General features: G+C 68.6%; 12 protein-coding genes. 7 read left to right on the top strand and 5 right to left on the bottom strand.

All coding sequences use genetic code 11. The features are described 5' to 3' along the window. The first annotated feature begins 204 nt into the window (after positions 1-204). On the top strand, positions 205-1,851 hold the full coding sequence (locus IEY87_RS23745; RefSeq protein ID WP_189140951.1) for an RNA polymerase sigma factor: 1,647 nt from the start codon (positions 205-207) through the stop codon (positions 1,849-1,851). A gap of 86 nt (positions 1,852-1,937) precedes the next feature. Here IEY87_RS23745 and IEY87_RS23740 read toward each other — a convergent pair whose 3' ends face one another. Continuing rightward, positions 1,938-2,651, bottom strand: a complete 714-nt coding sequence (locus IEY87_RS23740; RefSeq protein WP_189140950.1) for a YaaA family protein — start codon at positions 2,649-2,651, stop codon at positions 1,938-1,940. A 379-nt stretch (positions 2,652-3,030) separates the two neighbouring features. Here IEY87_RS23740 and IEY87_RS23735 point away from each other — a divergent pair, with 379 nt between their 5' ends. Further along, on the top strand, positions 3,031-3,186 hold the full coding sequence (locus IEY87_RS23735) for a hypothetical protein (RefSeq protein ID WP_189140949.1): 156 nt from the start codon (positions 3,031-3,033) through the stop codon (positions 3,184-3,186). Between the two features lie 109 nt (positions 3,187-3,295). Further along, positions 3,296-3,994, top strand: coding sequence for a GNAT family N-acetyltransferase (locus IEY87_RS23730; protein ID WP_189140948.1), 699 nt, complete (start codon positions 3,296-3,298; stop codon positions 3,992-3,994). Between the two features lie 398 nt (positions 3,995-4,392). Here the strand turns inward: IEY87_RS23730 and IEY87_RS45935 are convergent, their stop codons facing one another. Further along, a complete protein-coding gene (locus IEY87_RS45935; RefSeq protein WP_225277535.1) occupies positions 4,393-4,626 on the bottom strand; it encodes a DUF7455 domain-containing protein in 234 nt (77 codons plus the stop codon). Between the two features lie 248 nt (positions 4,627-4,874). On the opposite strand from IEY87_RS45935, the gene IEY87_RS23725 reads away from it, so the two are divergent. After that, positions 4,875-6,941 carry a DNA gyrase/topoisomerase IV subunit B gene (locus IEY87_RS23725; protein WP_189140947.1) on the top strand — a complete coding sequence of 689 codons (2,067 nt, stop codon included), beginning with the start codon at positions 4,875-4,877 and terminating at the stop codon, positions 6,939-6,941. A gap of 201 nt (positions 6,942-7,142) precedes the next feature. On the opposite strand, the gene IEY87_RS23720 is transcribed toward IEY87_RS23725, so the two are convergent. Beyond that, entirely contained in the window at positions 7,143-7,634 is a 492-nt protein-coding gene (locus tag IEY87_RS23720; protein ID WP_189140946.1) for a beta-class carbonic anhydrase, read from the bottom strand. Between the two features lie 144 nt (positions 7,635-7,778). On the opposite strand from IEY87_RS23720, the gene IEY87_RS23715 reads away from it, so the two are divergent. Next, positions 7,779-8,129 (top strand): hypothetical protein, encoded by a 351-nt coding sequence (locus IEY87_RS23715; protein ID WP_189140945.1) that lies wholly within the window; start codon positions 7,779-7,781, stop codon positions 8,127-8,129. Between the two features lie 194 nt (positions 8,130-8,323). Here IEY87_RS23715 and IEY87_RS23710 read toward each other — a convergent pair whose 3' ends face one another. Then, positions 8,324-8,887 carry a thioredoxin family protein gene (locus tag IEY87_RS23710; RefSeq protein ID WP_189140944.1) on the bottom strand — a complete coding sequence of 188 codons (564 nt, stop codon included), beginning with the start codon at positions 8,885-8,887 and terminating at the stop codon, positions 8,324-8,326. Positions 8,888-8,929: 42 nt separating this feature from the next. Between IEY87_RS23710 and IEY87_RS23705 the strand changes: the two genes are divergently transcribed. Continuing rightward, positions 8,930-9,304, top strand: a complete 375-nt coding sequence (locus tag IEY87_RS23705) for a VOC family protein (protein ID WP_189140943.1) — start codon at positions 8,930-8,932, stop codon at positions 9,302-9,304. Between the two features lie 20 nt (positions 9,305-9,324). On the opposite strand, the gene IEY87_RS23700 is transcribed toward IEY87_RS23705, so the two are convergent. Continuing rightward, the gene (locus tag IEY87_RS23700) at positions 9,325-11,835 is read right to left on the bottom strand and encodes a DNA gyrase/topoisomerase IV subunit A (RefSeq protein WP_225277536.1); all 2,511 of its coding nucleotides are present in this window, start codon (positions 11,833-11,835) and stop codon (positions 9,325-9,327) included. A gap of 120 nt (positions 11,836-11,955) precedes the next feature. On the opposite strand from IEY87_RS23700, the gene IEY87_RS23695 reads away from it, so the two are divergent. Next, complete coding sequence (locus IEY87_RS23695; protein ID WP_189140941.1) at positions 11,956-12,777, top strand: TauD/TfdA dioxygenase family protein; 822 nt, start codon at positions 11,956-11,958, stop codon at positions 12,775-12,777. Positions 12,778-12,814 lie beyond the last annotated feature (37 nt).

The following is a 12,814-nucleotide window of genomic DNA, read 5'->3' as shown; positions in this document are numbered from 1 at the left end:
GCCGCCCTTACGTACGCACTACTACTTTGGTCGGCCTAGGGTGGAGGTCAACCGCCGGGAGGTGGCCGTATGGATCGCAAGGTCGTGCCAGAATGCTGGGCAGGTCCGTAGCGGTCCGCACGGCCTCCGATCTCTGAGAGAGGCAACAGCCCCCCAGCGGGCATCTGGGTCCATTGTCGCCACGCGTTCGTTCGAGAGGTGTTCGTGTCGCCTGCAAGTTCGACTCGCTCGAAGCCACAAGAGCTGAACGAGCCCGTCATTCAGCGACTGCTCGAGCGTGGGCGCTCGCAGGGTTTCCTCGAGTCTGAGGATGTCCGCCAGGCCTTCGAGGAGGCCGACATCCCCATGTCGCACGCCGCCGCGTTCTTGCGGAACCTCAGCAAAGAGGGCGTGACCGTGGTGGTGACCGCCGCGGATTCGGCAGCGCCGAAGAAGTCGCGTCCAGCAAAGCGCCGCACAGCCGCCCCCGTCAAGACCAAAGCGGCAGCAGCCGCCAAGGAGCAGCAGCCCGAGACCGTCACCGCGGTCGTGGGCACCGCCGAAGCAGAGCCGGCGGCCAAGAAGCCGACTCCTGCCAAGAAGGCCGCGCCGGCCGCCAAGAAGGCCAAGGCAGACAGTGCCGGACAGGCCAAGAAGGCCAAGCCGGACAGCGCCGGGCCTGCCGAGATCAAGCCCAAGTCGTCCGACGGTGTCGACGACGAGGACATCGAGCTCGACGCTGACGTGGAGCTGGTCGACCTCGAGGACATCGACGTCGACGATGTGGAGATCGCGGCGAGCGACTCCGACACCGAGGGCGACTCCGATGAGGAGCCAGAAGAGCCCAAGGTCGCGGAGGTGGCCGCCGCGGCGGTCGTCGAGAAGAGCGAGGACGAGGTCCTCATCCTGACCGACGACGACGATGACGCCCCGATCGCGCAGGTCGCGGCCGCGGGTGCCACCGCCGACCCCGTCAAGGACTACCTCAAGCAGATCGGCAAGGTCCCCCTGCTCAACGCCGAGCAGGAGGTCGAGCTGGCCAAGCGGATCGAGGCCGGTCTGTTCGCCGAGGAGCAACTCGGCGGCGGCGAGATCGACAACCTGCCGGTCGACGTCAGGGCCGAGCTGGAGTGGATCGCCGAGGACGGCCGCCGGGCCAAGAACCACCTGCTGGAGGCCAACCTCCGGCTCGTGGTCTCGCTGGCCAAGCGCTACACCGGCCGCGGCATGCTGTTCCTGGACCTGATCCAGGAGGGCAACCTCGGTCTGATCCGCGCGGTGGAGAAGTTCGACTACACCAAGGGCTACAAGTTCTCCACCTACGCCACCTGGTGGATCCGGCAGGCGATCACCCGTGCCATGGCGGACCAGGCGCGGACCATCCGCATCCCGGTTCACATGGTCGAAGTGATCAACAAGCTGGCCCGCGTCCAGCGGCAGATGCTGCAGGACCTGGGCCGCGAGCCCACGCCGGAAGAGCTCGCCCGCGAGCTGGACATGACACCCGAAAAGGTGGTCGAGGTCCAGAAGTACGGTCGCGAGCCGATCTCCCTGCACACCCCGCTGGGTGAGGAGGGCGACAGCGAGTTCGGCGACCTCATCGAGGACTCCGAGGCCATCGTCCCGGCCGACGCCGTCAGCTTCACGCTGCTGCAGGAGCAGCTGCACTCCGTTCTCGACACGTTGTCGGAGCGCGAGGCGGGTGTCGTGTCGATGCGGTTCGGCCTCACCGACGGTCAGCCCAAGACGCTGGACGAGATCGGCAAGGTCTACGGGGTGACGCGCGAGCGCATCCGGCAGATCGAGTCGAAGACCATGTCCAAGCTCCGTCACCCGTCCCGCTCGCAGGTCCTGCGCGACTACCTGGACTAGGCATCGCGTCGAAAAAAGGGGGCAACCGCCGTTGTCCCCTTTTTTCTTGCCCGACGTTTTCTTGCCCAGGCGTCGGTTCTTCCTGCTCAGATGTCGATGTCGAGCCTGCCCGGCGCGGGACGTACCGCGTAGCCCAGGCCGTCGAGAGCTTTGGCCAACTCCTCCGGCGTCGTCGGGGTCAGGCCGCTCTCCAGCAGCGCCCTGGCGATCTCGCCGCGGGTGGCCTTGGCCATGTGGCTGACGACCTTGCCCTCCTTGAGGACCCGTACCGACACGCCGCGCTCGCCGGGGCGCCACGCGCCCGCGTACGTGGCCGATCGCAGGTCCACGACCAGGCCGGGCAGCCGGTCCAGCTCGGCGGTGATCGCCGGCCGCCAGAACGCCGCCAGCCCGCCCATCGGCGGTAGGCTCACGCCCATGGACAGCCGGTAGGGCGGGATCCGGTCCTTGAGCCGCAGCACCCCCCACAGGCCCGAGAAGATCAGCACACTCTCCTCCGCCCTGGCCCGCGCCTCGGGGCCGAGCTCGGCCGGCGCCAGGTTGTCGTACAGCACGCCGGTGTAGAGCTCGGCCGCGGGCAGCGTGGGGGCCTGCCTGATGGCCAGGTTCTTCGCCAGCTCGGGGGCCAGGCCGGGGGACAGGCCGAGCACCTGGAGGGCGTCGCGGCGGCGGGAGGCCTTGATCAGGGCGCTCATCACCCGCTTGCGATGACGGTCGAGCTTGGGGAAGGACAGCTCTTCGACGGCGGGACCGTCTCCCTCGGACGCCTTGCCCTCCGACGGCGGCAGCAGAATCAGCACAGTGATGCAGCCTATTGGGCAAAGCTCCTGGTCATGGCCTTGACCCCGGAAATGGCGCGGGTGCCGGTGCTTCGTGTGCGGGGGGCGGGGGGAATGGGCGTCCTGGGGCAGGGCGTACCTGATGTGGAATCTTTTTCTCGGCGGGCCGTCGTCACGCAGAGTGATCATATTGGGGTGGTGGAACCGTCCGGAGAAGGGGGCGGGACCGCCTTGGTCTTGTCGTATTGCCGGGGGCGCGGCGTGGACCGGAGCGGCAGCTCACGTCCTGGGGGTGCCCGAAACTCTGGGCCTCCTGGCCTGAGCGTTTCCTGCACACCAGGGGCCGCCCGGCACGATTGACGCTCTTGACCTCAAGTGAACTTGGGGTTCGTTCATCGGCATGAGCACCATGAGCATTGCCGGGCAGGTGCGCCAGGTCTATCGGAACTCCGACGGGACGGAGGACGTGGGCACGCCACTGTTCGTCATGGCGGAGGAGGACGGGCGGTGGCGGCTGACCGCCTGCCAGAACACCAGCGTGCTCAGCGGCGACTGACCGCACGCGACGCGGCACGCCTCCCCTCCAGCGACAAGCCGCCGGCCCAGCGATAGCGGCTGAGCTGCGATGGAGTGGCAAGAGTGCAAGCGGGGCTAGGCTTCCGGGGGTGGATTTCGACCTTCTTGTGCATGCGGCGTGGCCGGCCTATGAGCAGCGTACGCACGACGGCTGGGTTCTGCGGCACGCCGGAGGGGTGACCAAGCGGGCCAACTCCGTGCTGCCCCTGGGGAGTCCGGCGGACCTGGCCGGGGCGATCGCGGCGGCTGAGACGTTCTACGCCGAGCGCGGGCTGCCCTGCGTCTTCTCCGTCGGCCCCCGCGCCACGCCCGGTCTCGACGGTGAACTGGCGGCGCGGGGGTACCAGGTGGTCGATCCGACCGTGATCATGGCCGGGCCGGTCGCGCGCGAGCCCGTCGTCCACGAGACGCGGGTCGAGGAACGGCCGTGGCAGGGCTGGCTGGAGACGTGGTGGGCGGTCGACGGCCGCTACGGCACCGGGCTGGCCGAGGCGGAACGCATCTGTACGGGAGTGTCCGCCTGGTATGCCGCCGTGGAGGAGGACGGCGTCCCGGTCGCCGTGGGGCGGGGTGTGCCGCAGGGCGGCACGCTGGGCGTCTACTGCATGGCGACGCTGCCCCGGGCACGCCGGCGCGGGCTGGCCCGCAGCGTCCTGCGCGCCCTGGTCCGGCAGTGTGGCGGCACCTCGGCGTACCTGGTGGTCACAGCACGCAACCAGGGCGCGCGGGCGTTGTACGGCAGCGAGGGGCTCGCCGAGAAGGGTGAGTATCACTACCGCATGCGCTGACACAGGCCCACACGCGGGCACGAAAGCCTCACGGACCATGGAGACCGGTGCGTCTTGGGCGGGCCTCGGGCGCATCAGTACACATCAGGGGTCTTGGTGCGATTCACGCGTGTCAGTACAAACTCGCGGGTCCTGGTGCAGCTCAGGCACGTCAGCGCGAAACTCGCTGGGTCCAGGTCGGGCGTGTCAGTGCGCGCTCGCGGGTCCTGGTGCGGCTGGTGTGCGTCAGTGCAGGCCCGTGGAGCGGTATAGAACCCGCAGCGTCCTGGCCCGGGCTCCGCATGGTGGGGCGGCCTCTGGCCTAATATGGATCTTGTTTTACGCAGAACGGCGACCCCGGGTTGCCGGGATCGCCGTTCTGTAACGCTATATGTGGTTATGTCATCACGGCGGACGCGTTAGCGCTCGTCGTTGGGGCCGGTGAATGAAGGGGTTTCGCTGAGACGTGCCGACTCGTCCAAGATGTCGGCGCCCTTTTCGCGCAGCGCCGCAATGTGCTGACGCCCATGGTGGGCGCAGAACAGCAGCTCCCCGCCCACGGGCAGGGTCGCGCGAATGTAGGCCTGGGCGCCGCAACGGTCGCAGCGGTCGAGGGCCGTCAGCGGCTTAACGGGGGCAAGAGCTCCAGTCACGTATCGCCTTTCGGGTCACCCCCGCCGAAGCGAGGATCTGGCGTCAGTCACTTGGACAACATCTAACCGGACCTGGACGTTCCCAACCGCCCCCTCTCTACGCCCAGAGCAGAATGTGTCCGAAAGTATTGATGATCAGCCCGCTGGTAACGGCAAACGTGCCGTCATGGCAAGCTTGTACGCGTCCGTAGGGGAAGAACGGTAGGCTGCGCACACATGTTCGATGACTTGAGACCAGGGGAGCCGGAGTGACGCTAGTGGAGGCCGGTTACACGGCTCGTCACCTGTCGGTGCTTGAGGGCCTTGAGGCCGTACGCAAGCGACCTGGCATGTACATCGGATCCACCGACAGCCGCGGTCTCATGCACTGCCTCTGGGAGATCGTCGACAACGGCGTCGACGAGGCACTCGCGGGTCACTGCGACCGCATCGAGGTCGAGCTCTACCCCGACGGCTCCATCGAGGTGCGCGACAACGGCCGCGGCATCCCGGTGGACATCGAGCCCAAGAGCGGCCTGCCGGGCGTGGAGCTCGTCTACACCAAGCTCCACGCGGGCGGAAAGTTCGGCGGCGGCTCCTATGGCGCCTCCGGCGGCCTGCATGGCGTGGGCGCCTCGGTCGTCAACGCGCTGTCCGCGCGCCTCGACGTCCAGGTCGACCGTGACGGCCACATTCACGAGATCAGCTTCCGCCGCGGCGTGCCCGGCGTGTTCGACGGCGACGGGCCGACGGCCAAGTTCAAGAAGAAGTCCGGCCTGCGTGACGGCGGCAAGGTGGCCACCCGGATTACCGGCACGCGCGTGCGCTTCTGGGTCGACAAGCAGATCTTCCTGCCCGACGCCGAGGTGTCGGTCGACGAGATCCACGTCAGGCTCCGCCAGACCGCCTTCCTGGTGCCCGGCCTCACCCTCGTCCTGATCGACGGCAGGCAGGAGGAGCGCGTCGAGGAGGAGTTCCGCTTCGACGGCGGCATCTCCGAGTTCACCGAGTTCCTGGCCCGCGACGAGGCCGTCTGCGACGTGCTGCGACTGCAGGGCGTCGGCCACTTCCACGAGACCGTGCCGGTCCTCGACGACCAGGGCCACATGACCTCCACCGAGGTGGAGCGCGAGCTCACCGTGGACGTGGCGGTGCGCTGGGGCAAGGGCTACGAGTCGACCGTCCGCTCGTTCGTCAACGTGATCGCCACCCCCAAGGGCGGCACCCACGTCAGCGGCTTCGAGCGTGCCCTGGTGCGCACCCTCAACGAGCAGCTGCGCGAGACCCGCCTGCTCAAGAACGGCGACGACCCGGTCAACAAGGAGGACATCTCCGAAGGCCTGACCGCCGTCGTCACCGTGCGGGTGCCGGAGCCGCAGTTCGAGGGCCAGACCAAGGAGGTCCTCGGCACCTCCGCGGCCACCCGCATCGTCTCCCACGTGGTCAGCCGCGAGCTCAAGGAGCTGTTCACCAACCCGCCGCGCGGGCTCAAGCTGCAGCTGCGCGCCATGCTGGAGAAGATCGTCGCCGCCGCCAAGGCCCGCATCGCGGCCCGCGAGCACCGCGAGAACCAGCGCCGCAAGAGCGCCCTGGAGAACTCCGCCCTGCCGGCCAAGCTGGTCGACTGCCGCAGCGACGACATCGATCGCAGCGAGCTGTTCATCGTCGAGGGTGACTCCGCGCTCGGCACCGCCAAGCTGGCCCGTGACTCGGAGTTCCAGGCCTTGCTGCCGATCCGGGGCAAGATCCTCAACGTCCAGAAGGCGTCCGTGAGCGACATGCTCAAGAACGCCGAGTGCGCGGCCATCATCCAGGTGGTCGGCGCGGGGTCCGGTCGTTCCTTCGACCTCGACTCGGCCCGCTACGGCAAGATCATCCTGATGGCCGACGCCGACGTCGACGGCGCGCACATCCGCTGCCTGCTGCTCACCCTGTTCCACCGCTACATGCGTCCCATGGTGGAGGCCGGTCGTGTCTTCGCCGCCGTGCCTCCGCTGCACCGCATCGAGCTCACCAATCCGGGCCGGGGCAAGGACAAGTACATCTACTGCTACTCCGACGCCGAGCTCCAGAAGGTCCTGCGCGACCTGGAGCGGCGCAACAAGCGGTGGAAGGACCCGGTGCAGCGCTACAAGGGCCTCGGTGAGATGGACGCCGACCAGCTCGCCGAGACCACCATGGACCCGCGCCACCGCATCCTGCGCCGCGTCCGCATCGAGGACGTCCAGGAGGCGGAGAACATCTTCAGCCTGCTGATGGGCAGCGATGTGGCGCCGCGCCGCGAGTTCATCGTCAGGAGCGCCGCCGAGGTGGACCGCGACCACATCGACGCCTGACCGGCCCGGCTCCGGGAGGGGCCGGCCGTTCTGCGGGTGAGCGGGCCGCTCTGGCGCGTGACCCCGTACGTGGGGGCGGCGTCGCCTGAGAGCGTTGCCCGGCACTGTGCGCCGAAGAGGCGTTGCCGTGATGAGGCCGGGGCGAGGATGTGTCCGCCCCGGTCGTCGGTTGCCCGCTCTCGTGTGGCCGTAGGGCGCTGGTCAGGCTACGGGCACGAGTTCGCCGGTGTGGACGTCGTAGATGGCGCCGGTTACCGGCAGGTCTTCCGGTAGGAAGGGGGACGACTTGATGCGGGTCAGGTCGTGGCGGAGCGCGGCGCCCTGGTCCGGGACGGTGTGGAACTCCAGGCTGCGGGTGTCGACGCCCTTGCTCTGGGTGAGGGCATGCACCTCGGCGTCGCTGACCTTGGACATGCCGCAGTCGGTGTGGGGCATGATCAGGACTCGTTCGACGCCCAGGAGATAGACCGCCAGGACCAGGGTCCGCAGCACGTCGTCGGTGACACGGGCGCCGGCGTTACGCAGGATCTTGGCGTCACCCGGCTGCAAGCCGAGCAGGCCGAGTGGGTCAATGCGGGAATCCATGCAGGTCACAACGGCGAGACCGCGCGCTGCCGTACCGGTGAGGCCGGAGTTTTCGAAGCCTCCGGCGAACCTCGCGTTGGCGGCAAACAGATCGTCGAACGCATCCATGGCACTGATAATCCCTCATGCCTCCTATGTCGGTGTATGCGGGGTGCGACTGGCGGGGACTTGGCCAACGTCCCACCATCTCCACTGACTTTACGTGATGATGTCGTAGCCCAGAGTGTTGTGCATCCCTTGGAGAAGGTCGTCTTGAGCAGGTCCGAATCGCTCGCCGTGTATCTTCGCGGCCAGGCCAGGCGCCGCCTGGACCGAGTGGAGTCCAATGACGGCGGCCGTAACGCCAAAGGAGCCCTGGCCCTGCTCGACGCCGCCGTCTACGCCGCGAGCCTGCCCGACGACGACCCGGTCATCCTGATGCTCGACCAGGCCGGCTGCTACGGGCCTCTGGGCTGCGAGGACTTCAACCCCGGCGACGCGGGCGACCGCCTCATCCGCACCTGGCAGGGCGGCGAGCCGCACGAGCTCCTGCTGTCGCTGCCCGCCGCCATCACCGCCTCACCGACCGACCAGTTCGGCAGCAGGTCACCCCGCCCCTCCTGAGACACCCTCCGCGCCCCCTCACCGCCCCGCAGGACGCTCCACGTCCCTCGCGAGGCCCCCGAGGTGCCTGGGCCGCTTAGAGGTCTCTGTGGAAGCTTGTACGGATCCCGAACGGCCCCTGGTGTGGCGGCAGGATGCCGTACAAGCTCCTGGTGTGGGGCGGGACTTCGTGTGGGCGTTGGGTGTGGGCGGGATCAGGTGGGTTCGTTGCCGGGCTTCCACTTGATGCCGCAGCCCATGGACGGGACCTGGTCCTCGGGCACGGGAGCGCCGGCGAGGACGGCGTCGATGGCCGCTCGCAGGGAGGAGCCCGTCACCGGGACGGAGTTGCGCGGGCGGGACCCGTCGAACTCGCCACGGTAGACCAGCCGGAACTCCGCGTCGTACAGGAAGAAGTCCGGCGTGCAGGCGGCCCGGTAGGCCTTGGCGACCTCCTGGGTGTCGTCCAGCAGGTAGGGAAAGGTGAAACCGGCGCGCCCGGCCTGCTCGGCCAGGTGTGTCGGATCGTCGTCCGGGTAGTTCACGCTGTCGTTGCTGCTGATCGCCACGATCGACAGCCGGGAGCCGTAGTCGGCTGCCAGCTCGCCGAGGCCATCCTCGAGGTGGCGTACATAGGGGCAGTGATTGGACAGGAAGACCACGAGGACGGCTGGGGAGCCCTTCAGGTCGGCGAGCGAAACACTGCCGCCGCTGACGGCGGTGAGATCGAACGGAGGCGCGGGCGTGCCGAGCGGAACCATGAATGAGTTGGCGGCCATGTCTCCTATTGTCCCCCGTCCCCAACATTGCGGAGGTGTGTCATGAACGGCATCGCGGAGTTTCGATCGACCGTGATCGACTGCCCGGACCCACGTGCGCTGGCCGACTTCTACTCCCGGCTCCTGGGGTGGCCCGTCGCCTACGACGAGGACGACTGGGCCGTGGTGACCGAGGTCGGCTCGCCGATGCGGCTGGCGTTCCAGCGGGCGGAGGACTATCAGCCGCCCGTCTGGCCGAGCCGGGAGCGTCCTCAGCAGGTGCACATCGACACCATGGTCGACGACCTGGACAAGGCCGAGGAACAGGTGCTCATGATCGGCGCGACCAAGACCGAGGTCCAGCCGAGCGAGAACGACAGCTTCCGCGTCTTCCTCGACCCGGCCGGCCACCCGTTCTGCCTCACCGCCAAGGACTAGCTACGCCGACGACGCTTGGGTCAGTCCTGGCCGTCCTCCTGGGGGGCGGGCGGTGCTTCGGCCGGAGTGCCGGAACCACCGGCGAGGGCGCCGCCGATCGCGCCGATGGTGTGCGTGAGGCGCACGCCGGAGCCGTCCCGGCGGCCGACCTCGTCCGGCAGCGGCACCGGCTTGCCCACCGACGAGATCGCCTTGGCGGGCGCGGGCCCCGCCCAGGCGAGCAGCAGCACGTCCTCTCCCTTGAGGAACCGCTGGGTACGCACCCCGCCCGTGGCCCGGCCCTTGGCGGGGTATTCGGCGTAGTCGGAGACCTTGCCGCCGCCCACCTGGGTGCCGGGCAGGGCGGTGGACGAGCCGGCCACCGTGACCACCACGCCGGGACGGGCCGGATCGACCACGCCGAACCAGACCACCCGCGCCCCGCCGTCGAGGCGGATGCCCGCCATGCCGCCCGCCGGCCTGCCCTGCGGCCTGACCAGGGCGGCCTGGAAGCGCAGGAGCTGGGCGTCGGAGGTGATGAACACCAGGTCGTGGTCCTCGGAGTCGAGCTCGGCCGCGCCCACCACGGTGTCGCCGTCCTTGAGGGTGATCACTTCGAAGTCGTCGCGGTTGGCCGGGTAATCCGGCACCACGCGTTTGACGATGCCCTGGGCGGTGCCGATCGCCAGTCCCGGGCTGTCGGGATCGAGCGAGCCCAGGCCGATCACCGTCTCGTCAGGCTGAAGGGAGACGTACTCCGCCACCGGATGGCCGCCGGACAGCGACGGCGGGTTGGCCGAGGGCGGCAGGGTCGGCAGGTCGACCACCTGCACGCGGATCAGCCGGCCCAGGGACGTCACCACCCCGACCTCGCCTCTGACCGTCGTGCGGACCACGGAGACGAGCACGTCGTGCGCCGTGCGGTCGCCCTCGCCCGGCAGCGGTGAGGCGTCGGGCGTGCGGGCCAGCAGGCCGGTGGACGACAGCAGCGCCAGGCACGGGTCGTCGGCCACCTGCAGCGTCACCGTGGCGGTGCGGGTGGCGCCGGACGCCTCCAGCAGCACGGTACGGCGCGGCGTGCCGTACTTCTTCGACACCTCGGCCAGCTCGCCCGAGACGACCTGACGCAGCCGGGTCTCCGACGACAGGATGGCCGTCAGCGCGGCGATCTCCTCGGTCAGCGTCTCCTTCTCGCGGTCGAGCTCCAGCTTGTCGTAGCGGGTCAGGCGGCGCAGCGGCGTGTCGAGGATGTAGGCGGCCTGGATGTCGGTGAGGTTGAAGACCTCCATCAGGCGGGTGCGGGCCTGGCCGGAGTCGTCCGAGGAGCGGATGACCTGGATGACCTCGTCGATGTTGAGCAGCGCGACGATCAGGCCGTCGACCAGGTGCAGCCGCTCCTCGCGCTTGCGCCTGCGGTATTCGGAACGGCGGCGGACGACCTCGATCCGGTGGTCCACGTAGACCTGAAGCAACTCGCGCAGGCCCAGCGTGCGGGGCTCGCCGTCGACCAGGGCGACGTTGTTGATGCCGAAGGTCTCCTCCATCGGCGTCAGGCGGTAGAGCTCGTCGAGCACGGCCTCGGGGATGAAGCCGTTCTTGATCTCGATGACCAGGCGCAGGCCCTTGTGCCGGTCGGTGAGGTCCTTGAGGTCGGCGATGCCCTGCAGCTTCTTGCTGGTCACCAATTCCTTGATCTTGGTGACGACGCGCTCGGGGCCGACGTTGTAGGGCAGCTCGGTGACGATGATGCCCTTGCGGCGCGGCGTGATCTGCTCCACCGCGCACTTGGCCCGCATGCGGAAGGTGCCGCGGCCGCTCTCGTAGGCGTCGCGGACGCCCTGCAGGCCGGTGATGGTGCCGCCGGTCGGCAGGTCGGGGCCCGGAACGTACTTCATCAGCTCGTCGAGCGTCGCGTCCGGCTTCTTGATCAGGTGACGGGCGGCGGCGATGACCTCGACGAGGTTGTGCGGCGCCATGTTGGTGGCCATGCCGACCGCGATGCCGGTGGTGCCGTTGACCAGCAGGTTGGGGAACGCCGACGGCATGACCGTGGGCTCGGTCTCCTGGCCGTCGTAGTTGGGTTTGAAGCCGACGGTGTCCTCGTCGAGCGACTCCACCATGAGCATCGCCGCCGGGGCCAGCCTGGCCTCGGTGTAGCGCATGGCGGCCGGCAGGTCGTCGGGCGAGCCGAAGTTGCCGTGGCCGTCGACCAGGGGCAGCCGCATGGAGAACGGCTGCGCCAGGCGCACCAGAGCGTCGTAGATCGCGGTGTCGCCGTGCGGGTGGAGCTTGCCCATCACGTCGCCGACGACGCGCGAGGACTTGACGTGCCCCCGGTCGGGGCGCAGTCCCATCTCACTCATCGAGTAGAGGATGCGACGCTGCACCGGTTTGAGCCCGTCGCGAGCGTCGGGCAGCGCTCGCTGGTAGATCACCGAATAGGCGTACTCGAGAAAGCTCGTGCGCATCTCCGAGGAGACGTCGATATCGACGATCCGCTCCTCGAAGTCCTCGGGCGGGGGTGCAGTCGTGCGTCGGGCCATGTCGAACATTGTGCCGAAGAGAGTTGGGTGCCCGCGACTTCAACGCCGATCCAGACATCTTGACCAAGCAATTGCTTGGGCGTTACGTTGCCGGAGAGGCTCCCTTCTCGCTGCCCCCACGGAGGCGTCATGATCGAGTTCCATCCCGTGACGAAGCACATCGGCGCCGAGGTCACCGGGGTCGATCTGCGCAAACCGCTGGCTCAGGAAGAGGTCCACATCCTGCGCCAGGGCTGGCTGAAACACCTGGTGCTGTTCTTTCGCGACCAGCACATCGACGACGAGCAGCACCTGCAGTTCGCGCTCAACTTCGGCACCCTGAACCATCCGGCGTTCAAGAGGGACGCCGCCAGCCCCATCCACGTGCTCGACCAGACCTCGCCCAAGAACGAGGGCGCGGACGAGTGGCACAGCGACAACACCTTCGAGTCGCCCCCGCCGATGGGCTCACTGCTGCGCTGCGTCCAGCTCCCCAGCGTGGGCGGCGACACCTGCTGGGCCAACACCTACCTGGCCTACGAGGCGCTCTCGCCCTCCATCCAGCGCCTGTGCGACGAGCTGACCGCGGTGCACGACATCACGGCCTCGATGAAGAAGGCGATCGCCAAGGGGCACCCGTTCGACTTGGACGAAGTCCAGAAGCGGGTGCCGCCGCTCGAGCGCCCGGTGGTCCGCGTGCACGCCGAGACCGGGCGCAAGGCGCTGTTCGTGAACCGCGCCTCGACCACCCGCCTGGTCGGCCTGACGGACCGCGAGAACGAGGCGCTGCTGCCGCTGCTCATCGACCACATCCGCTCGCCGGAGTATCAGGTCAGGCTCCGCTGGCAGGTCGGCACCCTGGCCTTCTGGGACAACCGCCCCACCCAGCACTACGCGGTGGCCGACTACACAGAACGCCGCCGCATGCACCGGGTCACCGTCAACGCCTTCCCCGAGCACGCCGACAGCTGATCGGCCCGCGACTGGCGCGAAACGTCGGGGGAACCTG

It is taken from the genome of Nonomuraea glycinis, assembly GCF_014646515.1.
In the GTDB taxonomy this organism is placed as follows: Bacteria; Actinomycetota; Actinomycetes; order Streptosporangiales; family Streptosporangiaceae; genus Nonomuraea; species Nonomuraea glycinis.
Note: the sequence above shows the minus strand (reverse complement) of the source record. Positions and strands in the feature narration are given on the sequence as shown.